The following is a 405-nucleotide window of genomic DNA, read 5'->3' on the forward strand; positions in this document are numbered from 1 at the left end:
GCAGCGGGTGATCCGGGCCGCGTTGGCGCAGGCGGGGTTGAACCCGCAGGACGTCGACGCGGTCGAGGCGCACGGCACCGGCACGACGCTCGGCGACCCGATCGAGGCCCAGGCGGTCCTGGCCCCCTTCGGTCAGGACCGGGTCGGCGGCGACCCGCTCTGGCTCGGGTCGGTGAAGTCCAACGTCGGGCACGCGCAGGGGGCGGCCGGTGTCGCCGGCATCATCAAGATGGTTCTGGCGCTGCGGCACGGGCCCCTGCCCGCGACGCTCCACGCCGACGAGCGTTCCCCGCACGTGGAGTGGGCTTCGGGCGCGGGGGCGCGGTGGGCGGAGTCTCGGGCCTGGGGCCCCGGGGAGCGGCCACGTCCGGCCCGTGTGGCGGAGTTCGGCGTCGGTGGCACCCA

At 76.5% G+C, this 405-nt stretch carries 1 protein-coding gene; it reads left to right on the forward strand.

Annotated features, from left to right (window positions below; translation table 11 throughout):
• Positions 1-405: beta-ketoacyl [acyl carrier protein] synthase domain-containing protein (locus PUR56_RS14440; RefSeq protein ID WP_329949203.1), on the forward strand; the 405-nt coding region annotated here is incomplete at both ends.

This window comes from Streptomyces sp. BE303, from assembly GCF_036290945.1.
Classification (GTDB): Bacteria; Actinomycetota; Actinomycetes; order Streptomycetales; family Streptomycetaceae; genus Kitasatospora.